At 39.1% G+C, this 22,322-nt stretch carries 21 protein-coding genes; 7 read left to right on the forward strand and 14 right to left on the reverse strand.

Annotated features, from left to right (window positions below):
* Positions 1-2: 2 nt before the first annotated feature.
* From HMPREF2731_RS01555 to HMPREF2731_RS01565, 3 genes are all read left to right on the forward strand, one after another.
* Positions 3-1,190, forward strand: a complete 1,188-nt coding sequence (locus HMPREF2731_RS01555) for a galactokinase (protein ID WP_002308124.1) — start codon at positions 3-5, stop codon at positions 1,188-1,190.
* 153 nt (positions 1,191-1,343) lie between these two features.
* Positions 1,344-2,726, forward strand: a complete 1,383-nt coding sequence (locus HMPREF2731_RS01560; RefSeq protein ID WP_002313340.1) for a Y-family DNA polymerase — start codon at positions 1,344-1,346, stop codon at positions 2,724-2,726.
* The gene (locus HMPREF2731_RS01565; protein ID WP_002291408.1) at positions 2,698-3,084 is read left to right on the forward strand and encodes a hypothetical protein; all 387 of its coding nucleotides are present in this window, start codon (positions 2,698-2,700) and stop codon (positions 3,082-3,084) included. The genes HMPREF2731_RS01560 and HMPREF2731_RS01565 overlap by 29 nt, the downstream gene beginning before the upstream one ends.
* 121 nt (positions 3,085-3,205) lie before the next feature.
* Here the strand turns inward: HMPREF2731_RS01565 and HMPREF2731_RS01570 are convergent, their stop codons facing one another.
* The 14 genes from HMPREF2731_RS01570 to efp form a co-directional block, all read right to left on the reverse strand.
* A complete protein-coding gene (locus tag HMPREF2731_RS01570; protein WP_002313339.1) occupies positions 3,206-3,874 on the reverse strand; it encodes a DUF421 domain-containing protein in 669 nt (222 codons plus the stop codon).
* A gap of 278 nt (positions 3,875-4,152) precedes the next feature.
* On the reverse strand, positions 4,153-5,532 hold the full coding sequence (locus tag HMPREF2731_RS01575) for an FAD-dependent oxidoreductase (protein ID WP_002308118.1): 1,380 nt from the start codon (positions 5,530-5,532) through the stop codon (positions 4,153-4,155).
* A 173-nt stretch (positions 5,533-5,705) separates the two neighbouring features.
* Positions 5,706-6,875, reverse strand: a complete 1,170-nt coding sequence (locus HMPREF2731_RS01580) for a pyridoxal phosphate-dependent aminotransferase (protein ID WP_002308116.1) — start codon at positions 6,873-6,875, stop codon at positions 5,706-5,708.
* Positions 6,850-8,001 (reverse strand): M20 family metallopeptidase, encoded by a 1,152-nt coding sequence (locus HMPREF2731_RS01585; RefSeq protein ID WP_070872168.1) that lies wholly within the window; start codon positions 7,999-8,001, stop codon positions 6,850-6,852. Before HMPREF2731_RS01585 ends, HMPREF2731_RS01580 begins: the two co-directional genes overlap by 26 nt.
* A complete protein-coding gene (locus HMPREF2731_RS01590) occupies positions 7,961-9,322 on the reverse strand; it encodes an aspartate kinase (protein WP_002313337.1) in 1,362 nt (453 codons plus the stop codon). The genes HMPREF2731_RS01585 and HMPREF2731_RS01590 overlap by 41 nt, the downstream gene beginning before the upstream one ends.
* Positions 9,319-10,320: an aspartate-semialdehyde dehydrogenase gene (locus tag HMPREF2731_RS01595; RefSeq protein WP_070872170.1), complete on the reverse strand. Its 1,002-nt coding sequence runs from the start codon at positions 10,318-10,320 to the stop codon at positions 9,319-9,321. Before HMPREF2731_RS01595 ends, HMPREF2731_RS01590 begins: the two co-directional genes overlap by 4 nt.
* A 15-nt stretch (positions 10,321-10,335) precedes the next feature.
* Positions 10,336-11,031 carry a 2,3,4,5-tetrahydropyridine-2,6-dicarboxylate N-acetyltransferase gene (gene dapD, locus HMPREF2731_RS01600; protein WP_070872173.1) on the reverse strand — a complete coding sequence of 232 codons (696 nt, stop codon included), beginning with the start codon at positions 11,029-11,031 and terminating at the stop codon, positions 10,336-10,338.
* 5 nt (positions 11,032-11,036) lie between these two features.
* A complete protein-coding gene (dapB, locus tag HMPREF2731_RS01605; RefSeq protein ID WP_070872175.1) occupies positions 11,037-11,753 on the reverse strand; it encodes a 4-hydroxy-tetrahydrodipicolinate reductase in 717 nt (238 codons plus the stop codon).
* On the reverse strand, positions 11,750-12,631 hold the full coding sequence (dapA, locus tag HMPREF2731_RS01610) for a 4-hydroxy-tetrahydrodipicolinate synthase (RefSeq protein ID WP_070872177.1): 882 nt from the start codon (positions 12,629-12,631) through the stop codon (positions 11,750-11,752). Before dapA ends, dapB begins: the two co-directional genes overlap by 4 nt.
* Positions 12,632-12,633: 2 nt before the next feature.
* Positions 12,634-13,434 (reverse strand): diaminopimelate epimerase, encoded by an 801-nt coding sequence (gene dapF, locus HMPREF2731_RS01615; RefSeq protein ID WP_002308107.1) that lies wholly within the window; start codon positions 13,432-13,434, stop codon positions 12,634-12,636.
* Positions 13,421-14,680 (reverse strand): diaminopimelate decarboxylase, encoded by a 1,260-nt coding sequence (gene lysA, locus HMPREF2731_RS01620; RefSeq protein ID WP_002313334.1) that lies wholly within the window; start codon positions 14,678-14,680, stop codon positions 13,421-13,423. The genes dapF and lysA overlap by 14 nt, the downstream gene beginning before the upstream one ends.
* Before the next feature lie 287 nt (positions 14,681-14,967).
* Positions 14,968-16,863, reverse strand: coding sequence for an alkyl/aryl-sulfatase (locus tag HMPREF2731_RS01625; RefSeq protein WP_070872179.1), 1,896 nt, complete (start codon positions 16,861-16,863; stop codon positions 14,968-14,970).
* A gap of 127 nt (positions 16,864-16,990) precedes the next feature.
* Positions 16,991-17,758: a J domain-containing protein gene (locus HMPREF2731_RS01630; protein WP_070872181.1), complete on the reverse strand. Its 768-nt coding sequence runs from the start codon at positions 17,756-17,758 to the stop codon at positions 16,991-16,993.
* A 197-nt stretch (positions 17,759-17,955) separates the two neighbouring features.
* Positions 17,956-18,519: an elongation factor P gene (gene efp, locus HMPREF2731_RS01635; protein ID WP_002289434.1), complete on the reverse strand. Its 564-nt coding sequence runs from the start codon at positions 18,517-18,519 to the stop codon at positions 17,956-17,958.
* A gap of 425 nt (positions 18,520-18,944) precedes the next feature.
* Between efp and HMPREF2731_RS01640 the strand changes: the two genes are divergently transcribed.
* The 4 genes from HMPREF2731_RS01640 to HMPREF2731_RS01655 all read left to right on the forward strand — a co-directional run bounded on the left by HMPREF2731_RS01640 (position 18,945) and on the right by HMPREF2731_RS01655 (position 22,281).
* Entirely contained in the window at positions 18,945-19,862 is a 918-nt protein-coding gene (locus HMPREF2731_RS01640; protein WP_002313332.1) for a PLP-dependent cysteine synthase family protein, read from the forward strand.
* Positions 19,863-19,874: 12 nt separating this feature from the next.
* A complete protein-coding gene (locus HMPREF2731_RS01645) occupies positions 19,875-21,020 on the forward strand; it encodes a cystathionine gamma-synthase (RefSeq protein WP_002312002.1) in 1,146 nt (381 codons plus the stop codon).
* Positions 21,021-21,191: 171 nt separating this feature from the next.
* On the forward strand, positions 21,192-21,650 hold the full coding sequence (locus HMPREF2731_RS01650) for an S-ribosylhomocysteine lyase (RefSeq protein WP_070872183.1): 459 nt from the start codon (positions 21,192-21,194) through the stop codon (positions 21,648-21,650).
* Positions 21,651-21,810: 160 nt separating this feature from the next.
* Positions 21,811-22,281, forward strand: coding sequence for a glutathione peroxidase (locus HMPREF2731_RS01655; protein WP_070872184.1), 471 nt, complete (start codon positions 21,811-21,813; stop codon positions 22,279-22,281).
* Positions 22,282-22,322 lie beyond the last annotated feature (41 nt).

Here is a 22,322-nt window from a genome sequence, read left to right on the forward strand (position 1 = left end):
TCATGGAAATCAAAAGAAGCTTAAACACAAAATTTGCCGAAACATTCGGCCCTAAAAAAACGACACAATACTTCTCGCCAGGTCGCATCAATTTGATTGGTGAACACACCGATTACAATGGCGGTCATGTCTTCCCTGCTTCTATCACTTATGGAACACAAGGTGTCGCCGCACCTAGAGACGATAATAAAATATTAGTTTATTCCACAAACTTTGATGATATCGGTGTCATCAGTTTTACTTTAGACGAGCTAGAATATGATAAAAAAGCAAATTGGGCAAACTACGTAAAAGGAATGATCCTTAAATTAAAAGAAGCTGGACACCCAATTGATCATGGATTTGAGTTGTTGGTGGAAGGAACAATTCCTAACGGTGCAGGACTTTCCAGTAGTGCTTCATTAGAATTATTGGTAGGTGTTGTATTAGAAGATCTATTTGATTTAAAAACGGATCGTTTGGAACTAGTTCAAACGGGTAAAAAAGTAGAAAATGAATTCATCGGTGTCAATTCAGGTATCATGGATCAGTTTGCCATCGGCTTCGGTGAGCTAGATCATGCGATTTTGTTAGATACAAATACGCTGAAATATGAAATGGTCCCAGTGAAACTAGATGGTTATGCAATCGTCATCATGAATACGAATAAACGTCGGGAATTGGCAGATTCAAAATACAATGAGCGCCGCAGCGAATGCGAAGAAGCCTTGGCACGTCTGCAAAAAACTTTGCCTATCTCTTCTTTAGGAGACTTAGATGAAGAAGAATTTGAATCAACTATTGACCAAATCGGTGATGATACATTGACACGCAGAGCTCGTCATGCTGTTTCTGAAAATCAACGTACTTTGAAAGCAAAAGCTGAATTAGAAGCTGGAAACTTGGAAGCATTTGGACAACTGCTAAATGATTCTCACCACTCTCTTCGCTATGATTATGAAGTGACTGGGATCGAGTTAGATACGCTAGTGGACGCTGCTCAAAAACAAGAAGGTGTCCTAGGTGCACGAATGACAGGAGCTGGATTTGGTGGCTGTGCGATTGCTCTTGTCAAAGAAGAAAATATACCTGCCTTCAAAAACAATGTCTATGATGAATATATGAAAGTTGTCGGCTATGCTCCAGAATTTTATGTTGCACACATTGGAAATGGGACAACAAAGATTGATCCAGAAGCCGTTCATGTTTGATAGAAAAATCAATGAACACAGCTAAATAAACAAATACAAATAACCTCTCAGCAATTTTCAAACATGAGCAAAAGGCTCACATTTGAAAATTGCTGTTTTTTATTGACACAAAAAGGGAACATGTGTTCTAATTGTGTAGAAGAGGTGATTGTTATGTGGGCGAATCAAAATCCAGTATTTGTTTATGAAAAAGAACCTTCACGAGATATTTTATGTATTGACTGCAAATCTTTTTACGCCTCCGTAGAGTGCGTGGAAAAGGATCTTGATCCCCTTACAACTAAATTAGTAGTAATGTCCTATCCGTCTGATTCGACAGAAACACGGGGTAGCGGATTAATCTTGGCTTCCAGTCCTGCAGCAAAAAAAGCATACGGCATCACCAATATCAGCCGTGCCAGAGATTTACCCTTTCCCTATCCAAGTGATTTATATATTGTTGCTCCAAGGATGGCTTATTATATGGAAAAAAACAGAGAAATCAATACTATCTATAAAAAATATGCAGATGAAGCGAACCATCATGTCTATTCCGTTGATGAAAGCTTCCTTGATGTAACAAATAGCATGGCACTCTTTGGTAAAACGAATGCGTACGACATGGCTAAGCTGATCCATAAAGATGTATTTGAACAGACCGGAATCTACACGACTATAGGAATCGGCGATAACCCACTACTTGCTAAACTAGCCTTAGATAATGGCTCAAAAGACGGAAAACAAATGATTGCTGAATGGCGTTATGAAGATGTCCCAGAAAAGTTATGGACAATCTCAGATATCACTGACTTTTGGGGAATCGGCAAACGAACAGCAAAACGACTGAAACAAATGGGTATACATTCGGTTTATGATTTAGCTCACGCGGATTATTATCACTTGAAAAGCACGTTAGGGATCATCGGTACTCAGCTTTATGCCCATGCTTGGGGAATCGATCGAAGTTTTTTAGGACAAGAATATATACCAAAATCAAGAAGTATCGGAAATAGTCAAATTCTAGATAGAGATTATACGAGGCAAGAAGAAATCGAGATCGTTATCAAAGAAATGGCCGATCAAGTCGGCACTCGCTTGAGACGATCTGCAGCAAAAGCACAAGTAGTCAGCTTATGGGTAGGATACTCCTTAGGTTATCTTGACCCAAATGGTAAGACCGGTTTTCACCAGCAAACAAAAATCGAAGCGACAAATGCTAGCAGAAATCTAGCAGATGCTTTATTGACCATTTTCCACCAGCATTACCGCTGTCAGGATATTCGACGTATAGGCGTGAACTGTTCCAACCTCGTATACGCGACAGGTTTACAGCTTAACCTTTTTGAAAATCCTGAAAAGCAGATAAATGAAGCAAAAGTTGATTTTGTAGTCGATACGATCAGAAAAAAATACGGCTTTAAATCAATCATCCATGCGCATAGTCTCTTGCAAGGAGGACGCGCCATTGCACGTAGCTCTCTCGTTGGTGGGCATGCAGGTGGTATGAGTGGATTAGAAGGTGGAAAAGATGAGACGGACAGCAAAAAAATTCATTGACTATAACGAGTATCGAGATCGTCCATTTGGATTAAAATGGGGGACCGCTTTTGCGATGGAAGAACTAGTCAACGGTATCAAAAAAAATGAAGAAGAAGCACGCAAACAACCTCTCCCTAAACAACAAATGACATTACAAGAAATCGATAGTATACTGACAGAAGCTTTTTTATCTCGTAAAGCAGTAATCATCCAGCTCAATTTAACAGATGAATTTGGAAGACTCTTAGATGAGGTTGAAGGTCATTTCATTGGTGAAGCCTATGAAGATTATTTTATGATCGACCATCAGCCGATAGTTTGGGAAGACGTACGGCATATTGAGTTAAAAGAAACAAAAAAATGGTTTGTGACATGAGAGGCTGTTCAATCAGCATTTTGATCTTATTATTAGCTGATTGAACATCGTTTAGTGGAGGTTGCGAAAAAGTCGCTTAGTTTTGAGTATCAAGTCAAAGAGCTGATTTCACAACCTCTCTCTATCCATCTATCCGGTAAGATTCATGCATCACGTCTTCTTTGTTTAGTACGTAGAACCCTTTTTCTTCTGACCATTCGACATAAATCAGCTGTTTTACGTCTGCATAGCCTTCTTTCTTCAAATTCTCCAGAAGCCACGATTCATCTAGTTGATTGGATTGAAGTACTTTATGCTGGATTTGTCCTTCGTCCACTAGCAGGATCGACAAAGCTTTGTCATCATCTGATTTTTTCAATACACTCATTTGACCGGCATTCTCTAGGATAACATGTTTGGCATTTTCAAGAGAAAAACATTCCTGCTGTCTTAAGATTGCTCGCAACTGCTCCATCTCGATATGGTTATTTGCCAACTCTGTCATGTTGATGACGCCGTCTTTGATTAAAACAGAGGGCTCGCCTTTAACCCAGCGATTGACTTTTTCATTTTTTTGGACGATACGTTCGATACCATAAATCATTACTGCCCAAAGCGCAATGGCAAATAGGACATGGCCTACATGGACATTGTCATCATAGGTTGATTCTTCTAAGATCCCCCCTAAAACAAGCGTATAGACTAAATCAAATGGTGTGATTTCCGACATGGATTTCTTCCCAAGCAAACGCACCACTAATAACAAGCCGATCAACCCGAATACCAGTTTCATTGTGATTGAAAAAAACATTCTTTCTCCCCCTAACTATCTGTTAATTAAATTATATATGCTTTCTCTCAAACACGCATGGAATATACAAGGAAGAAATGTATCCTTTCACTAAAATAAGGACTGTGACACGAGTCGTGTCACAGTCCTTATTCCGAACAAAAGGTGTTCCAGAAGTAGCTTCTTCGAAAAATAAGCCGAAATTTCACAAAAATTTGAGAAGCAATTTTCGTAAATTCCTTCTTATTTCTTGAAGCTGACCACTTCTGTCACAACCTCTTTTCAAATATTTCGTTTCCTTATTCTACAAATGGTTCTTCTCCTAGTGCTTGTTGAGCGGCTAGATTCAACATGCTCCATTGTCGGTCAAAACCTGGTTGGAAGAAGAAGTCGGCTTCTGCCAGTTCTTCTAAAGTCAGTTTATTTTGTATCGCTAGTGCCAACACATTTCCTTGACCTGTAACATCATAGGTAGATAATACTGCTCCTCCTAGCAATTGATGGGTCATTGGATCTGAGAATAATTGGATGGACACTTTTGGATTTCCTTGTTCTTCTGGTACATATTTTGGTCGTAACGTATCTTCATAATAAGACACTCGTACATCTACTCCTGCTTTTGCTGCAGTGAAGCTATTCAATCCGCTTGCTGCAAAATGGTAGTCGAAGACACTTAATGCGGAGGAACCTACGACTCCGCCGAACGGTTTATTTGGTACTTCTTCAAAAAGATGTTTTACTACATAACGTGCTTCTCTACGTGCAACAGTCGCTAAAGCGATCGGCATTTTTTTGCGTGCTGGGATAGAATAAGCAAGTGTAGCATCTCCTACTGCATACACATCTGGAAGATTTGTTTGCAAGTATTCATTCGTTTGGATCCAGCCACGTTCATCTAAGTCGACGATCCCTTTTAACCATTCAGTATTTGCCTTCACACCAGCAGCTTGGATGACTAGATCTGCTGGGATTTCTTTTTCACTTGTTTTGATCGCTTCCACTTTTCCGTTTCCGGTAAAGGCTTCGATTTTGGCGTTTGTCAAAACTTCAATACCGTTTTCATTTAGGTGTTGTTCTAAAATGTCTGTCATCTCAGCATCTAAATATGTGCCTAAGGGTCTGTCGATCACATCAAGCAAGACGACTTCTTTTCCAGCTTTTCGGCTTGCTTCTGCTGCTTCGATCCCAATGTAACCAGCACCTACGACAGCGATTTTTTTAATAGCAGGATCATTTAATTTTTCTTTGATTTTGGTTGCCCAATTGTATCCACGCATCAAATAGACATTTTCTAAATCTGCCCCTGGTACTGGCAAATTGTTTGGTTTGACACCAGAACTCAAGATCAATTTATCATAAGGATATTCTTTTGTTTCGTTATCTGATGTGCTAGTAACCGTTACTGTTTTTTTATCTGCATTGATCGTTTTTACTTCGTGATTATTTAAAATATGAACATTGGATTGCGGAAAGTTTTCTGGTCTGAAATTACGTACATCATTTACATCTGTTACCTTATCTTCTAGATACAACTCCATACCGCATGACATGAAGGAAACATAGTCTCCTGCTTCAAATAGCGTGATATCTACATTTTCACCGTATCGTGTCAATAGTTCCAAGATCGATTGATGCCCTCCATGAGATGCACCTACAATGACAACTTTGATTTTTTCCATTGATGAAACCTCCTTGAATATTCTTTTAAAATCATTCTAAACAATTTAAACTTAACATTACATCAGTTATGAATCAAAAGAAACGCGCTCATTTGAACCAAATTTAAAAAACAATCGGCAGCTTGCAGAATATACCGCAAAGATGTCGATTGTTTTTTGAGAAAATTCATGAATTACTGTTCTGTTAAAAAGTCTTTGATCCGTTTGCACGCTTCATGTAAGTTTTCCATACTGCTAGCATAAGAAATCCGTATATAGCCTTCTCCTTCTGGGCCAAATGCAATGCCAGGGATACACGCAACTTTTGCCTGTTCCGCTAAGTCTACACAAAACTGCCAAGAGTCGGTTTGAATGACAGCTGGGAGTTTGCAAAATAAGTAAAATGCACCATTTGGCTGAGTCACTTCAAATCCTAAAGGCGCCAATTGCTGGACCAGATAGTCTCTCCGTGTTTGATATTGTTCTTTCATATTCTCGCTATCTTTTACTCCATTTATTAGCGCTTCAGTCGCAGCTTTTTGCGACATCGTTGTAGCCGCAGTCACCAGATATTGATGGACTTTAATTAGTTCGTCAATAAGGGCTTTTTGAGCAAAAATAAAGCCTACTCGCCAACCAGTCATCGCATGTGACTTGGATAACCCGCTTATCACGATTGTTTGTTCCGGAAGATAAGAAGCTATGGATATATGCGTTCCAGTGTAAGTCAATTCAGCATATACTTCATCACTTATAACAAATACCGGATATTTTTTTAAAACTTCAGCGATTGCTTCCAACTGGCTTGCAGACAATGTCGTTCCAGTGGGATTGTTAGGATAATTTAAAATGACTGCTTTGATAGCTGATCCATATTGTTCAAATGCTCGTTCAAATTGTTCCGGCTGACAAACAAACCCTGTGTCAGAAGTATTTATCGGAATCAATTCAGCACCAGCTAGTTCCACTAATGGCTGATATCCTGAATAAGCAGGCGCTGGAATAAGAACCTTGTCTCCTTCTTCTAAAACAGATAACAATGCAGAGGCAATCGCTTCCGTTGCACCAACCGTCGTCAAAACTTCCGTTTGCGGATCATAAGTTAATCCATAACGCTGTTGCTGAAACATACAAGCAGCTTCCCGCAGTTCCTCCAGTCCTCTCATTCCGGTATAGTGAGAAAAGTCTTCTTCAATCGCTGCTATTCCGGCTTGTTTGACATGTTCGGGAGTCGGAAAATCCGGTTCTCCCAAGGTGAGCTTGATCACATCTGGTATCGACGATATTTGCTGATCGAATTGCCGTATTTTAGATACTTCTATTCTAGAAAGTCTGGGATTAAATCGATTGGATAAATTCATCATTATTTACTCGCTCCTCTTTTGAACTGCTATCGATTTTTTCAAGAAGATTTTCTGTAAAAAGAATCGTTTTGTACCATTCTACACCATTTTCTAAAACATCCATATCAAAATCGAACGTCGGATCATGTAAAGCAGGGGTATCACCGACACCTAAAAAGAAAAATACACAAGGATATTGTTGCGTATATATGCCAAAATCTTCGGCTTGAAGAACTGGATCCTCTAATTCATGTAATTTGTTTGAATCCGACAACGCTGCATATAAGCCTCCATGATTGATCACAGCTGGATAGCCGTCATTATAGCGGAAAGAAATAGTTGCTGCAGAGTGAAACTGTTCTGCTAAATGAGCTAATCCCCTCTTCAAATAATTTTGCATATCTGAACTGTAAGAACGGATACTTCCGGATACAATAACTTCTCCAGCTAAAACATTCCGGATCGTTCCACCTTGGATTTGACCAAATTTCATTAGATGATTCCACTCTGCCGGTAATTGCCGATCAAAATCATAAACATTCTTCAAAAATCGTACAGCTGCCTCCAGACTATCGATTCCTTTTTCACTAGAAGCAATATGCGCGGACTGGCCCTTGATGATAATGTCTGTTTCACTGCTTTGTGCCATCAAAGGTCCTGGTCGAGAAAAAACTTCTCCTTTAACTAGTCCAGGCCATAGATGAAAGCCAAATATTGCTTGTACTTCATATTTATCTAACAATCCTGACTGAATAACACTTTGTGCGCCGCCGGAAATTTCTTCTGATGGCTGATAAATCAGTACTACATTATAAATAAGCTCCTCGATGTGTTCAGTTATAAAGTCGGTCAACCCTAAAAGCATCGCCATATGTCCGTCATGACCACATGCATGCATATACCCTTCATGCTTAGAAGCAAAAAAGAGATTTGTTTCTTCTTTGACTGGCAGTGCATCGATATCTGTTCGAAAAGCAATCGTTTCTTCTTGTTGATTATCAAAATAAAGAAGCAGTCCTGTTTCGCCGATTTCATGGATAACGGCTCCACTATTTTTTACTTGTTCATATAAATATTTTTTTGTTTTGAATTCACGAAATCCGATTTCAGGAATTTGATGGAGTGCCATTCGATATTCTTTCAGCATCCGTATTCACCATCCCTTCATAGATACCCTTCACTACGGTTTCATACTGATCATTCGGTACACCGATGATTAGATTCAACTCCTGTGCTCCTTGTGATAAGATCGATGTGCGAATTTCTAATTTGTTCAATATCGATAACACTTTCCCAGATAAACCGATCAATTCTTTATGCGGTCCGCCAACGACAGAGATCAAAGCTAAGTCTTCAATCACGACGATTTCTTCCACGCCAAGTGTTTCTTTTAATTCTTTTGTGATGAGAAATAATTTATCGGCAATCGCTTCTGCTGAAACGATCACTCCGATATTGTCGATCCCTGAAGGAATATGTTCGATTGATATCTCATGTTTAGCAAAAATGCTCATTGCTTTCCAGATAAACCCGATTTCATCAGACATATGACGTTTGAATAAAGTGATCGAAAGAAAATCCTTGCGTCCAGCTATTCCTGTCAGTCCATTTTCCTTTTCCACTTCGTGATTCGATATTTTTGTTCCTTGAGCGAAAGGATCATTGGTATTTTTTATTTGGATGGGGATATCCGCCTCTTGAACTGGGAAAACAGCTGCTTCATGAAGAACATTAGCCCCCATATAAGCCATCTCTCTCAGTTCTCTAAAAGAGATTTCCTCGATGATTTTAGGATGATCGATGATTCGCGGATCAGCCATCATGATTCCTGAAACATCTGTCCAATTCTCATAACTCGCCGCTTGTAGCATCTTCGCCAGTAACGCGCCAGTAATGTCGCTTCCCCCACGTCCCAATAATTTTTCTTTACCTGCAGGGTTTGCCCCGTAAAATCCTGGAACAACCATTTTCGGATATCTTTTAAATGCTTTTGTGATTTCCTGTGCTGTTTTTTCCTCATCGATTTTTCCATCATAGTCAAAGAACAGCAGGTCCTTTGCATCAATGAACTGGTAACCAAGATACTCAGCCATCAGTCGAGCAGTCAGATATTCACCTCTGCTTACTAAATAATCTTCAGTTATCTTTTCATCTTCCAGTTGTTTTTGTATGCGTGCCAGTTCCTCTTCCACAGGTAACTGCAGGTCAAGAAGGTCTCTTACTTGAACGAAACGTTCACAGATCCTTTCCCAAAGAGGTGTCCAATCAACATGATGCTGAAGGTAGGCATAAATCAAATAAAGTAAGTCTGTTACTTTGTCATCATCTGATGTACGTTTGCCTAAAGCAGAAACAACGATCACTTGACGATTGGGATCTGAAAGAACAATTGTATGGACTTTTTTGAATTGTTCTTCATGAGACATCGATGTTCCGCCGAATTTTGCTATTTTCAGCGTATTACTCATCTTGCCACCTCCGCTATTTTCTGCATTAAAGCTACAGCAATCTGTACGGCATTTGCAGCGGCTCCTTTGCGTATGTTATCGGCAGTTGTATAGAACAACAGTCCGTTCTCTAAAGAGGTGTCTTTTCTGATCCTCCCAGCATAAACCGTATCTGTTCCTTTAGCAAGAATGCTCGTTGGATATTTATGTGCTGCTAGATCATCTTCTAATTGGATCCCTGGAAACTGACTGAGACACTCTTTAACTTCTTCAATCGTAAACTCTTTTTGCAACTGAACGGCCACCGAGACTCCGTGTCCATTCTCGATTGGCACACGTACACAGGTTGCTGATGCTGGCAAATCAGGCTGATGCAGAATCTTACGGGTCTCATTTATCATTTTCTGTTCTTCTTTGGTATAACCATTTTCCAAAGGCTGATCGATTTCTGGAATCACCGTTTGACTAATATTATAAGGATACAAAGCTGGTTCCTCGTCATTTTGCGTGCGATAAAGATCTTGGATACCTTTCTGTCCAGAACCAGAAACTGCTTGATAGGTCGAATAATTGACTCGTTGGATTCCAAAAGCTTCTTGTAAAGCTTTAAGCGGTAGTACCGCTTGAATGGTTGAACAATTTGGATTCGCAATCAGCCGATTCAATGTATAGTCTTCCGGATTGACCTCTGGAACGATCAATGGAATATCCGAATCTTCTCGCCATGCCGAGGAATTATCTATAACAAATAATCCTTGACTTCTTGCGATTGGCGCAAACTCTTTGGATACAGAAGCACCTGCAGAAAATAGCGCTAAATCATATCCTTCAAATGAAGTTTCTGTCAATTCCTGTACAGTGTGTTTCTTCCCCTTGAATACACAAACTTTGCCAGCTGAACGTTTTGACGCTAATAATTTCAATCGTCCTACTGGAAAATCATATTCTTCTAACACTTTGAGCATCGTTTGTCCGACTAATCCGGTTGCCCCCACAATACAGGTATCTATTTCGCGCATTTTTCTCCATCTCCTCTATAATTCGCGTAACGCAGCAATCAATGCTGTATTTTCTTTTGTCTGATCATCACTTATTTTCAAGACTCGTGCAGGTATCCCACCGACAACAGTACCTGCTGACACATCTTCTAAAACCACTGCTCCTGCTGCCACGACTGCATCTTTTCCGATATGGACACCTTCAACAATCACTGCATTCGCACCTATCAGTACGCCGTCTTCTACGATAACCGGTTTAGCCGAGGCGGGTTCGATTACACCCGCTAAGACAGCTCCTGCACCAATATGGCAGTTTTTGCCCACTGTCGCTCGTCCACCTAAGACAGCACCCATATCAATCATCGTGTTTTCACCGATTACTGCACCGATATTGATAATCGCTCCCATCATGATCACGGCATTGTTGCCGATGGACACTTGATCTCTGATAATAGCACCTGGTTCGATACGGGCATTGATTTTTTTGATATCCAACAAAGGAACTGCACTGTATCTTGCAGCAGTTTCGATTTCGATTTCAATGATTTTTTCCGCTTCAGCTTCTAAAACCGGAGCAATCGACTCGTAGTCACCAAAAACAACGAAGCTGTTTCCTTCACCAAAAACTTTGCTGTCTTTAAATTTGATTGGCTCGGTTATATTCAGATAGACTTTCACAGGCGTCTTTTTAGATGCCGTTTGAATGTAGCGGATGATTTCTTGAGCTTCCACGTTTCTTACACCCCTTTATCCATTAATAAATCTTCTAATTTGTAATAACCTGGTGGCTGATTTTTCAACCAGTCCGCTGCTTCTACTGCACCTGCAGCAAAGATTCGATTAGAAAAAGATTCATGTTTGATCGTAAATACTTCATCGGGAGCTGCAAACATTACCTCATGTTCACCAGGTAAAGAACCTGCACGAATACTGTGTACACCAATTTGATTTTCTTCTCTTTTTTGTCCTTGCCAGTTATATACAGGCTGAAGCTTTTGTACTTCTTGGATTGTTTGAAGCAGCATATTCGCGGTACCAGATGGTGCATCTTTTTTACGACTATGATGTTTTTCAATCAGTTCGATCTGCCAGCCTTGCAACATTGCAGCTGCTTGCTTGATCAGTTGGTTCATCACCATGATGCCTAACGAAAAATTAGCACTATACATCACAGGTACCTGCTTGGCATGTTCTTCCATTTCTTGGAACTGTGATTGTGTATAACCTGTCGTGCCAATGACTAACGGAAGTTGATAAGACAAGCTATACGAAAGGATCATCTCTAAATTATCTGGATGAGAAAAATCAATAAGCAGTTCTGGCAGTTCCGTAAAAGCAAGTGTAGTTGCTTCTTTAGATGCCGTCCGTAAAAGAAGGACCGTGTCTCCTCTTTCTTGTGTAACTTCTTCGACTCTATTCCCCATCTGTCCACTGCCAATCAGTCCGATTTTCATTTTTCAACCGTCCTTTCCCTTAGCAAAAGCTGAGCTAATTGTTTCTTTTTCTCTTCCGAAAGGGACACTAAAGGCAGGCGTAGAGGTCCTGAAGGTAAATTTAATAACGACATAGCTGCTTTGACAGGAATAGGATTGGTCTCACTGAACAAGGCATGGATCAGCTCAAGTGCATTTAATTGTTTTTCTTTTGCTTGCTGCCATCTTCCGTCCATCGTATCTTTTACTAACTCATGGACTATTTTAGGCTGGATATTTGCCCATACACTGATTACACCGCTCCCTCCTACACTCATTACTGGCAGGATCAAATCATCATTTCCGCTGTAAAGACTGAATTTTTCGCTAATCAATCGAGCGGCTTCCATCACATAAGCCATATCTCCTGAGGCTTCTTTCAAACCAATGATATTAGGATGTTCTGCTAAATTTACTAGTACATGGATTGGAATCGACATGCCTGTTCTAGAAGGGACATTATATAAAATAAGCGGGATTGGTGATGATTCTGCAATTGCTGTGAAATGAGCGGCTAATCCTGCATCACTTGTTTTGTTGTAGTAAGGGGTGATGACCAAAAGTACATCTGCGCCCAAAGAAGCAAAATGCTTCGCTTTTTCAATCGTTTCTTTCGTATTATTCGTTCCAGCTCCTGCAATCACCGGCACACGGCCAGCCACTTTCTTTACTGTCAGTTGAAGGATCTTCTCCTCCTCAGATTGTGTGAGTGTAGAAGATTCTCCTGTTGTACCCAAAACTAATAATCCGTCTGTTTGTTCATCTAAATGGAATTGGATCAATTTTTCCAAACCAGCATAATCTACTGATCCCTCTTCATTCATCGGCGTGATCAGCGCCACGATCGAACCTTTTATCATCTTCATTCCTCCAATATTCTTGTCCATTCATGAACTGCTGGACCAGCCATTTGTATCGTATCCTCACCAGAGATCATCAAGTCTCCTTGTTCCAAGTGAACGACTACCTGATCTGCTGAAATCTTCCCAGTTTCCTTCGCAACCGCATAAGAGGCACAGCAACCTGTACCGCAAGCAAGTGTCCACCCTACTCCTCTTTCATAGGTACGGACGGTCAATTCTTGTTCATTGACTACTTCTACAAAGTTGACATTGGTTTTTTCTTTGAATAAAGGATGATGACAGATCAGTTCGCCTCTTTTTTTCCAGACTTCCTCACGCGAATTTTCAACAAAAACAACGGTATGGATCGTCCCTAAAAATAAACTAGTGATCGTTACTTTTTCGCCACCAATCTCTATTTCCTGGTTTTTTATTGGATAAGATTGCGCAGCTTTGATTTTTTCTGGAGAATCATCTGGCACTCCCATATCTACGCTGCAATAAAAAGGTGAGGGAGCCAACACCGTAATTTTTCTTGTGCCTGCTAACGTCTCTACGTCGAATTCCTGTTCATCCATCCTATTTTGATCATTCACATATCGAGCAAAACAGCGAATACCATTTCCGCACATAGGGGCACGGCTACCATCTTTGTTGTAATAGATCATTTCCAACGGATCGGTTTTTACGGCGATCAATCCGTCTGTGTCATATTTTTCTTTTGCACATAAAGAAGCAGCTAATTGACTATAATCCGTATCCTCTGTGTAATCTAATAAGATAAAATCATTTCCACAGCCATTATATTTATGAAGGATCATAAGAAACTTCCCCCCTTAGTAGATCAGAAAATACTTGTCTGCGAACAACCAGTCTCGATTGACCATTATTGACAAAAACAACTGCTGGTCGTGTCGCTCGATTGTAGTTGCTGCTCATCGAATATCCGTAAGCCCCCGTGGAATAAACAGCTAAAAGATCACCCGATTTTGCTTTCGGCAAATAAGTTTCTTTGATTACCACATCACCTGATTCACACATTTTCCCTGCAATCGTCACTTTTTCTGTTTTTTCTTCCGACAGTTTTTCTGCTAAATCACAATCGTATGCTGCCTGATACAGAGCTGGGCGGATATTATCTGTCATCCCGCCATCTACAAAGTAATATTTTTTATGTGGTGTCTTTTTGATGAAGCCAATCGTGTATAGTGTTGTACCAGCTTCCCCAACAATACTTCTTCCTGGTTCGATCAGTAGTTGACGAATCGTCAGTTTTCGTTTGTCCAAAGATTCTTCCGTATATTCAATCAGCTTTTTTAGTGCCTCTTCGATTGGGATTGGCTGATCATTTTGTGTATAACGAATCCCGAATCCTCCCCCGAGATTCAAGGAAAGTGGTTGGTCAAAATCGATTAAGTAACTCGTCAATTTGTCGATTTCAGCTAGCCAAGCAGTAACATCAAAAATTTGTGACCCAATATGGGCATGAAAACCTTCTAACTCTAGATAACTGCTTTCTTTTATCAATTGGAGAGCTTGCTGACACTCTTTACTTTCATAGCTCATGCCGAATTTTGAATCAATATGTGCAGTGACTATATATTCATGAGTATGGGCTTCTACACCGACATTCAACCGAAGCATGACATCGACTTTTTTAGAATAGCGTTGGCTTAATTCTTCTAATAACTCGACTTCCATCAAGTTATCGGCAACAACATGCAACAACTCATTTTCAAGTGCATAGCTCAGTTCTTCTGGGGTCTTGTTATTACCATGGAAATAAATAGCATCTCTAGGAAAATCAGCTTGCAAAGCGGTATAGATTTCCCCACCGCTGACAACATCCAGCCCAAATCCATATTCATGGACTAAACGTAGCATCTCAATCGTTTGGAATGCTTTAGAGGCGTAAAGAACTTTTGTATCAAAATGCTTCGATACAAAGCCTCGCTTGAATGACAGCATCGTTTGTCTCATCTTTTCTTCGTCATACACATACAGAGGTGTCTTATACTTTTCTGCTAATGTGCTTGCTGTGACTCCGCCAATTATCAATTCTGTCATTTTTTCATTCCTCTTTTCACATTTTTTCCGTTTTTATTGGAATTTCATTTGATAAAGATTTGAATTTTATTGGAATAATATTATACAAAATTTTCTGAATTGTCTAGTATATTTCGAAATATTTTTTTAAAACAAAAATAAAAAAGGGGACAAAAAATAAAATATCCGAACTATTAGAAGAATATTCCTGCGTATTAGCAGAGGTTTATCGCTGTTTAGCGATGATAAACCCTTCTTTCTTCCATATCGTTCGGACATCTTAAATTTTTGAGTTATTTCAACTATTTTCACGGTTCCATGATATTGAAATAGTTGTTTGTATCTGCTTTAAAAAGCATGGACCAGCTTCGTGGTTCACCTGAGGAATCAAGCATTTGCTGGAGGAATGCTACTCTTTTTCCTTCATAAATAAGCGCGGCCTCCTCTTTGTCTGAAGAAATAGGATAATAAGTCAAAATTCCTTGCCAGTAATCGATGAAATAAGTCGTTGGCAATGAATGGATTTGACCATTTGAAAGTTGCCAGTCATCTGTGAACTTTACCATGCCCGTCTGTTGTTTTTTGGTCGAAATAGTATGGATGCTTAAATAATCCAGCAACATTTCTCCATTCATCTGTGCCGATAGCTCTGACGAATCAGCCGATTCAATTGAAAACAAGTCCACATCTTCCTTTAATTCCAGTGCTCCAGTCAAGTACTCATTTCGCCAAGCCCCAGATTCCGTTTGATACCCTAGTTGTGTCAACGACCGCCGGCAAAGCGCTCTTGCTTCTTTATTTTCAGGATCTGCGTAAATGACCAAATTCGTAACTTTTGCCACCCATTGATAATTTCCTTTTTCATAATCTTCATGCGCTTTTTCTAAGATAGCTTCTGCTCCACCCATGTACTTTACCGTTTGTTTCGCTTCCCGTTCAGGAGGAAGCGGATTCAAATTCACCGGATTTGAATCATACCAACCGATATACTTTTGATAAACCGCCTTGCTATTATGAGCAATCGTTCCGTAATATGGTCTTAGATACCACTGGTTTGTCAGCTCTTCTGGCAAAGCGACTTGTTCTGCTAATTCGTTTATGGTATACCCGGCATTGACAGCTTTAAGTGATTCATCATGAATTCCTTTATATAACCGTGCTTGGTCTAGTAAATACCTGTTAATAGCAGCTGGTTCCTCCTCAGTGGCATACCGCGGCCAAGTATGCGCATGGAACAATACTTTTGCTTTTGGTCCATAGCGCCGTTGTGCCTCGATAAGGTATCTCGACCAGCTTTTTCCATCTCGTATCTGTGCCCCTCGCAGAGTATAAAGATTATGCATCGTACAAGTGCAGTTTTCTGCCATCCAAAGCGCTTGATATGTTGGAATATACGTATTCATTTCGGCAGGGGCTTCTGTGCCAGGGGTCAATTGGAAATCCAGATCTAATCCATCGATAGCGATTATTTTATTTTCAGTGATCTCACAAGTAGGAAGCTCAAAACTGATTGTGCCTGTAGATTGTCCTTGTCCAATCCCAACAGATAAGGAACCAAATGGACTTTTTTCTAAGGAAGAGCCATATTGAAAGACTGCTCTTCTTCCCATGGCCTTCCCTACCATAAGGTTCTCAGAAATAGCAGCTTCCGTAAATCCTTCAGGTACATAAATCGGAACAGAAGGATCTACTTTGAAGTCTTTAAACAAACCGCGTATGCCACCAAAATGATCGACATGGGAATGACTGATAATGATTCCTGCAAGATTCCCCTCCACTTCTGGATACCCGTTTTCATTAAACCAGCGATCCGCAAACTCAATCGCTGCTCTTGAACATTCGATACTCATCAATGTATCAAAGACAATCCATTTATTGTTTGGGGTAAGAACCAGTGTGAGGTTGGCCATATCAAATCCCCGTAACTGAAAGATTTGCTCAGTGACACGAAAGAGACCCGTTTGATGGTTACATCGCGCATTTTCCCAAAGACTTGGATTCGCACAGTTTGGACATTCCTCTTCTAAAAATGCATAAGCTTTCTGGTTCCATATAACTTTTCCTTCTTGAATAATCTCTAAATGGTTAAAGGGAGCAACACAATTCTGGCTAGCTAACATAAATTCATGATTATCCGCAAAGTTTAATTGTTTTTTTACGTTGTTATTTTCTTTCTGTGTCTCTTTCGTCGTATGCTTCTCCATTATTCAGCCTCCGTTTTCTCTTTTTAAACTAATTTAATTATAATATTATTTTAATATAAAGAGAAAGAAAACGCTATCTTGATTATACAAGCAGTAGGAAAATAAAAGGAAACATGGCAATTTGAAACTATTTCAAATATTTATAGGCTTCGATAATCTCTTCGTACTTTTCTTTCGCATTTTCTTCTACGGATTTATCTGGATGATACTTCATGACTTTTTGTCGATAGGCATGTTTGATCTCTTCTTTTGTTGCCTGTTCATCTACACCTAAGATTAGCCTAAAATAAGCTTCCAGTTCAAAAGGCTCGTTGATTACTAAAGAAGTTTTTTTGTTGTTCTTATTTTGATTAGATGATTGTTGCGTATGCTCAGAAGTATCTTTCTTTTCATTTTTTTCTTTGAGTAAAAAAGTGAATAAATACGTACACTTACGAAAATACTTATTCAAAGAATGATAAACAACTAAACGGATACCAATTGCTACGAGAGAGATCGGAACTGTCAGCAAAATATTCCAAATCAAAGCTAATTGAAAAATAACATTTAATAAATAAAAAACAGTAACTATCGTCATACATGATCCTATGATCTGCAATGGATAAATACCATAAAATTGTAATAGACTAGACAACAGCAGGTAACTCAGTGGAATGCTTAAAAGAATAAATAATTTTACAGATAGATGCGCTTCTGTAAATCGTTGAAAATAATGGATGATAGGCTGAAAAAATTCTAATAATTCAATATATCGCCCACCTATTTCATTCTGAAGGAACATCGAAAACAAAACAACAATTATGTACAAAGCTACTTCTGGGAATGCAAGCGTTACAATTATTACCCATAACAAAAAAATCAAAAGATAAAAAAACAGTAATAGGATGAATCCCATAAAGATTCCTCTCTTTCAAAATATTCGACAGATCACGTCTTTCAATTAAATTGTATTTCAAAGTGTAAATAAAACAAATACTTTTTTATTTTTCAATCGGCTGATTCTACAAAAAACCTCTTGAAAGGCAGATCGGATGATCCACTTTTCAAGAGGTCAAACTATGTTTTTCAACTTCTTATCAATTCGTTAGCTTATTATTTTGACGCACGTTTTACATAAGAACCTTCTGCTGTATTGATTTCCAATAATTCATCTGTTTCGATGAAGTCAGGAACATTGACCACTAAGCCAGTTTCCATTGTCGCTGGTTTACCTGAACCAGTAACTGTTGCACCTTTGATTGAAGGTTGTGTTTCCACGACACGCAACACGACAGTTGTCGGTAATTGAACACCAATAACTTCGCTACCGAAGAATTGGATTTTTACTTCCATGTTTTCTAGGATATATTTCATTTCTTCTTCTACTGTTTCTACAGGAATTTCATATTGTTCATATGTTTCCAAATCCATGAAGAAAGCTGTATCGTCCATCGTGTACAAATATTGCACAGGTTTTGTGTCGATATGTGCTTTTTCAAATTTTTCTTCTGGTCTGAAAGTTGTGTCGTATGTTGCGCCTGAACGGACATCTTTCAGTTTCATACGCATAACTGTATTTCCTTTACCAGGTTTATGGTGGCTTGCATCCAGAACTTTAATCAATTTACCGTCTTGAACGAACGTCATACCGGCTCTTAAATCACTTGCTGAGATCATTATTTTTGCTCCTTCTTTTCTTTATCATAATCAACTTTATTGTATCAGACAACCGGACAGAAAACTAGAGTATTCTCTATCTTTTAAGGTTTCATGCCTATTTGTCAAAAAAAAATAAACACGGGTAAACGATACTATCGAAATTTTTTTCTTTCAAGCCTTTGACTTTTATTTTTTTTCATGCTATCGTTAATAAAAATTTTAATTGGAGGGATACACATGACAGTCAGCAACCAAAAACAATTGAATCGTTGCTGTTGTATGGTGCGTAAAAGCAGCATACTATTTGTCATGTCTATTAATTGCCCTTCATAGAATGAGTACCAGGTAATTTACCTTTTGTCTACTCAATTTTTCTCTATGTCTTTCAAGGAGCTGATTTAATAGTCAGCTCCTTTTTTTATTATCTTTTTTAGGAGGTCCATATGATTATCTCGACAATTACAGAAGCTATTGGTTCCACACCGCTTTATCGCTTTGACAATCAGCACTATTCTATGCCTAAAGGTTCTGCTATTTATGCAAAACTGGAATATTTAAATCCAGGAGGAAGTATCAAAGATCGATTGGGTAGTTATTTGATCAAAGAAGGACTTGCCCAAGGAAAAATCAATGAAAAAACGACGATCATCGAACCGACTGCCGGAAACACAGGGATTGGGATTGCTCTGGCCGCACTCACGCATCAGTTAAGAACGATTTTTGTTGTTCCAGAGAAGTTCAGCTTGGAAAAACAACAATTGATGAAAGCATTGGGAGCAAAGATCATCCATTCTCCTAGTGAGAAAGGAATCGTCGGTGCCATCAGCAAAAGTAAAAAACTTGCAGAAGAGATATCGAATAGCTATCTGCCTCTTCAATTTGAAAATAAAGATAATCCCGCTGCTTACTATTATACGTTAGGACCGGAAATCTTTCATGAAATCAAAGAAGATATTCATAGTTTTGTGGCGGGGATCGGTAGCGGTGGAACCTTTGCTGGAACTTCTACCTTTTTGAAAGAAAAATATCCCGATATTCGAATAATCGGTGTAGAACCAGAGGGCTCTGTGTTAAATGGCGGAGATCCAGCCCCTCATGAAATTGAGGGTATCGGTGTAGAATTCATTCCGCCGTTTCTTTCTCCCCTTTCAATCAATCAGATCGAAACAATCTCTGATGGAGAAGGGTTTAACTATACTAGGCAATTAGCACGAGAACAAGGACTATTAGTTGGAAGTTCGAGTGGTGCGGCTTTTGCAGCAGCATTAAGAGAAATTCGTCGTTTACCACCTGGTCATCGTGTCGTTACGATTTTTCCAGACGCAGCAGACCGCTATTTATCAAAAAACATTTACTTATAGGAGGAAAGAAACATGCATATTCAAACAAAATTGATCCACGGAGGCATCAGTGAAGATCCCACAACAGGAGCTGTCAGTGTACCTATTTATCAAACATCCACTTATCGACAAGATGGAGTCGGACATCCTAAGCAATATGAATATTCAAGATCTGGTAATCCTACTCGTTTTGCACTGGAAGAACTGATTGCTGATTTGGAAGGGGGTGTTCGAGGATTCGCTTTTTCCTCTGGACTTTCTGGGATTCATGCCGTTTTTTCTCTTTTTGAAGCTGGCGATCATATCTTATTAGGAGATGATGTCTATGGGGGAACATTCCGTCTATTTGACAAGGTTCTTACTAAAAATGGTCTCGAGTACACGATCATAGATACGAGCAATCTTGATAAAATAGAACAATCCATCCACCCCAATACAAAAGCACTTTATCTTGAAACACCTAGCAATCCGCTTCTAAAGATTACTGATTTAGAAAAAAGTGCCACTCTGGCTCATCGACATGGATTGATAGTTATTGCTGACAATACATTTGCTACTCCTTATTTTCAAAAACCATTAGATCTTGGTTCTGATATCGTTGTCCACAGCGGCACCAAATATCTAGGCGGACACAGCGATGTAGTAGCTGGTTTAGTGACTACTAGACATAAAGAGCTGGCTGAGCAGATTGGATTTTATCAAAATGCTATCGGTGCCGTTCTTGGTCCTCAAGATAGCTGGTTACTTCAGCGTGGAATCAAGACTCTAAGTGTTCGTATGGAGGAACATCAAAAAAATGCTTTTGCAGTAGCTGATTTTCTCTTTTCTCATCCAGCAGTAGAAAAAGTCTACTATCCAGGATTACCCGACCATGAACTTTATGGAATTGCTAAGCAACAAATGAGCGGCTTTAGCGGAATGGTTTCTTTTACTTTAAAAAATGAAGCAACTGCTATTCCTTTTATTGAATCTCTCCAACTATTTACTCTAGCAGAAAGTTTAGGTGGCGTAGAAAGTTTAGTAGAAGTTCCCTCTGTCATGACTCATGCGTCTATTCCAAAAGAAAAACGTGAAGAGGCTGGCATAAAGGACGGATTAATTCGTCTTTCTGTAGGAATTGAGTATGGTCAGGATCTCATAAACGATTTAGCTCAGGCATTTGACACAATCAAGAACTAGAAAGTCCACATAAATGGTTTAGCAGAAAAATCTAAAAAATATTTCAGATTGCTACACCTTGGAAACGATAAGTGTTAGAATCAAGTAGAAAGACGTTTTTGTAAATTTCACTAAATAATTCTTTAGTGGAAAACATCAAAACAAATGAACAAATAGATAGGAGTCTTACAAATGAGAATGAATGTCGAAAGTTTTAATCTTGACCATACAAAAGTCAAAGCACCTTATGTACGTGTAGCCGATCGAAAAACAGGTGCACATGGCGATGTCATCATTAAATACGACGTCCGCTTTAAACAACCAAATAAAGAACACATGGATATGCCAAGTCTGCATTCATTGGAACACTTGACTGCTGAACTAATCCGTAATCATGCGGATTATATCGTAGACTGGTCACCAATGGGATGCCAAACAGGCTTTTACTTGACTGTGTTGAATCATGAAAGTTACGAAGATATTTTAGATGTTCTGGAAGCAACGATGAAAGATGCCCTTGAAGCTACTGAAGTACCAGCAAGCAATGAAACACAATGCGGCTGGGCTGCTAGCCATACATTAGAAGGTGCGCAAGCCTTAGCTCGTGAATTTTTAGCAAAACGCGATGAATGGTCTGAAGTAGAAGCATAGTTTCTAAAAGAACGTAAAGGTGAGAAGCAATAAAGCTATCTTATCTTCGTAGTCGTTTTATTAACTATTTATTGTCTGAAAAGAGTACTAAACGAGAAAACAAATAGCTAGTTTTCAGTTTAGCACTCTTTTTATCATATAATAGAAAGGAGAAAAATTTATGTCTATCTATACTTTTGAAGTTGCTTTAGAAGACGGCACAGTTTATTCATTGGAAAAATATGCCGGCAAACCAATAATCATCGTCAATACTGCAACAAAATGCGGCCTAGCACCGCAATTCGAGCAATTAGAAGAACTTTATCAAGCTTATCAGTCACAAGGTTTGGTTATATTAGGCTTTCCTTCGAATCAATTTAAACAAGAACTAGCTTCAGCGACTGAAGCAGCAGAAGCTTGTAAAGCCACTTATGGCGTTACCTTCCCTATGCATCAATTGATTGATGTAAATGGAGAAAATACAGATCCTCTTTTTACTTATCTTAAAAATGAAGCTCCTGGTACTGTCACTAAAGCCATAAAATGGAATTTCACTAAATTTTTGATTGATCGAAATGGAAAAGTAATTGAACGATTTGCACCACAAACTTCTCCATTGAAAATGACCACTGCAATTGAATCCGTTCTTTAACTTAATAAAAACGCCGATTGTAAAATTAAGCTAGACAACTA

The organism is Enterococcus sp. HMSC072F02 (genome assembly GCF_001837725.1).
Classification (GTDB): Bacteria; Bacillota; Bacilli; order Lactobacillales; family Enterococcaceae; genus Enterococcus_B; species Enterococcus_B lactis.

Excerpts from the sequence above, each read along its gene's own strand:
- HMPREF2731_RS01555 (WP_002308124.1), top strand. The coding sequence starts at position 3 with ATGGAAATCAAAAGAAGCTTAAACACAAAATTTGCCGAAACATTCGGC.
- HMPREF2731_RS01560 (WP_002313340.1), top strand. The coding sequence starts at position 1,344 with ATGTGGGCGAATCAAAATCCAGTATTTGTTTATGAAAAAGAACCTTCA.
- HMPREF2731_RS01565 (WP_002291408.1), top strand. The coding sequence starts at position 2,698 with ATGAGACGGACAGCAAAAAAATTCATTGACTATAACGAGTATCGAGAT.
- HMPREF2731_RS01570 (WP_002313339.1), bottom strand. The coding sequence starts at position 3,874 with ATGTTTTTTTCAATCACAATGAAACTGGTATTCGGGTTGATCGGCTTG.
- HMPREF2731_RS01575 (WP_002308118.1), bottom strand. The coding sequence starts at position 5,532 with ATGGAAAAAATCAAAGTTGTCATTGTAGGTGCATCTCATGGAGGGCAT.
- HMPREF2731_RS01580 (WP_002308116.1), bottom strand. The coding sequence starts at position 6,875 with ATGATGAATTTATCCAATCGATTTAATCCCAGACTTTCTAGAATAGAA.
- HMPREF2731_RS01585 (WP_070872168.1), bottom strand. The coding sequence starts at position 8,001 with ATGCTGAAAGAATATCGAATGGCACTCCATCAAATTCCTGAAATCGGA.
- HMPREF2731_RS01590 (WP_002313337.1), bottom strand. The coding sequence starts at position 9,322 with ATGAGTAATACGCTGAAAATAGCAAAATTCGGCGGAACATCGATGTCT.
- HMPREF2731_RS01595 (WP_070872170.1), bottom strand. The coding sequence starts at position 10,320 with ATGCGCGAAATAGATACCTGTATTGTGGGGGCAACCGGATTAGTCGGA.
- dapB (WP_070872175.1), bottom strand. The coding sequence starts at position 11,753 with ATGAAAATCGGACTGATTGGCAGTGGACAGATGGGGAATAGAGTCGAA.
- dapA (WP_070872177.1), bottom strand. The coding sequence starts at position 12,631 with ATGATAAAAGGTTCGATCGTGGCGCTGATCACGCCGATGAATGAAGAG.
- dapF (WP_002308107.1), bottom strand. The coding sequence starts at position 13,434 with ATGATCCTTCATAAATATAATGGCTGTGGAAATGATTTTATCTTATTA.
- lysA (WP_002313334.1), bottom strand. The coding sequence starts at position 14,680 with ATGACAGAATTGATAATTGGCGGAGTCACAGCAAGCACATTAGCAGAA.
- HMPREF2731_RS01625 (WP_070872179.1), bottom strand. The coding sequence starts at position 16,863 with ATGGAGAAGCATACGACGAAAGAGACACAGAAAGAAAATAACAACGTA.
- HMPREF2731_RS01630 (WP_070872181.1), bottom strand. The coding sequence starts at position 17,758 with ATGGGATTCATCCTATTACTGTTTTTTTATCTTTTGATTTTTTTGTTA.
- efp (WP_002289434.1), bottom strand. The coding sequence starts at position 18,519 with ATGATCTCAGCAAGTGATTTAAGAGCCGGTATGACGTTCGTTCAAGAC.
- HMPREF2731_RS01640 (WP_002313332.1), top strand. The coding sequence starts at position 18,945 with ATGATTATCTCGACAATTACAGAAGCTATTGGTTCCACACCGCTTTAT.
- HMPREF2731_RS01645 (WP_002312002.1), top strand. The coding sequence starts at position 19,875 with ATGCATATTCAAACAAAATTGATCCACGGAGGCATCAGTGAAGATCCC.
- HMPREF2731_RS01650 (WP_070872183.1), top strand. The coding sequence starts at position 21,192 with ATGAGAATGAATGTCGAAAGTTTTAATCTTGACCATACAAAAGTCAAA.
- HMPREF2731_RS01655 (WP_070872184.1), top strand. The coding sequence starts at position 21,811 with ATGTCTATCTATACTTTTGAAGTTGCTTTAGAAGACGGCACAGTTTAT.